The 358-nt window shown below is 61.2% G+C and carries 1 protein-coding gene; it reads left to right on the plus strand.

The genetic code is table 11. The features are described 5' to 3' along the window. Positions 1 to 358, plus strand: a 358-nt coding sequence (locus FYZ48_RS29450; RefSeq protein WP_187782289.1) for a hypothetical protein, incomplete at both ends; no start/stop codon positions are given.

Genomic DNA, 358 nt, shown 5'->3' on the forward strand with positions numbered 1-358 from the left:
CGGTAACGGCGGCAACGATGTGTTCCTGATGGAGCCGGGGGCCGGCGGCAGTGCCGACGTGATCACCGACATCCACGGTAACGACACAATCGACTTCCGCTTCGCCAGTGCAGGCATCGTCTTCGATGTGGATATCATCAACACTCCGCAGGACGTCTTCGGGGGGAACACGGTTGAGCTCCGTCAGCTGCAGCCCGAACAGCCGGACACGAACCCCAGCTTCATGGAAAACGTGGTCGGCAGTGAGTTCGATGACTACATCTTCATCGATCCGCTCTCCCAGGATGGCAACTTCCCGATCGACGGACCGCCGGTCCTGCGTTCGGCCGACGGACGGGGGGGATATGACATCCTGGAC

It is taken from the genome of Gimesia chilikensis (assembly GCF_008329715.1).
In the GTDB taxonomy this organism is placed as follows: domain Bacteria; phylum Planctomycetota; class Planctomycetia; order Planctomycetales; family Planctomycetaceae; genus Gimesia; species Gimesia chilikensis.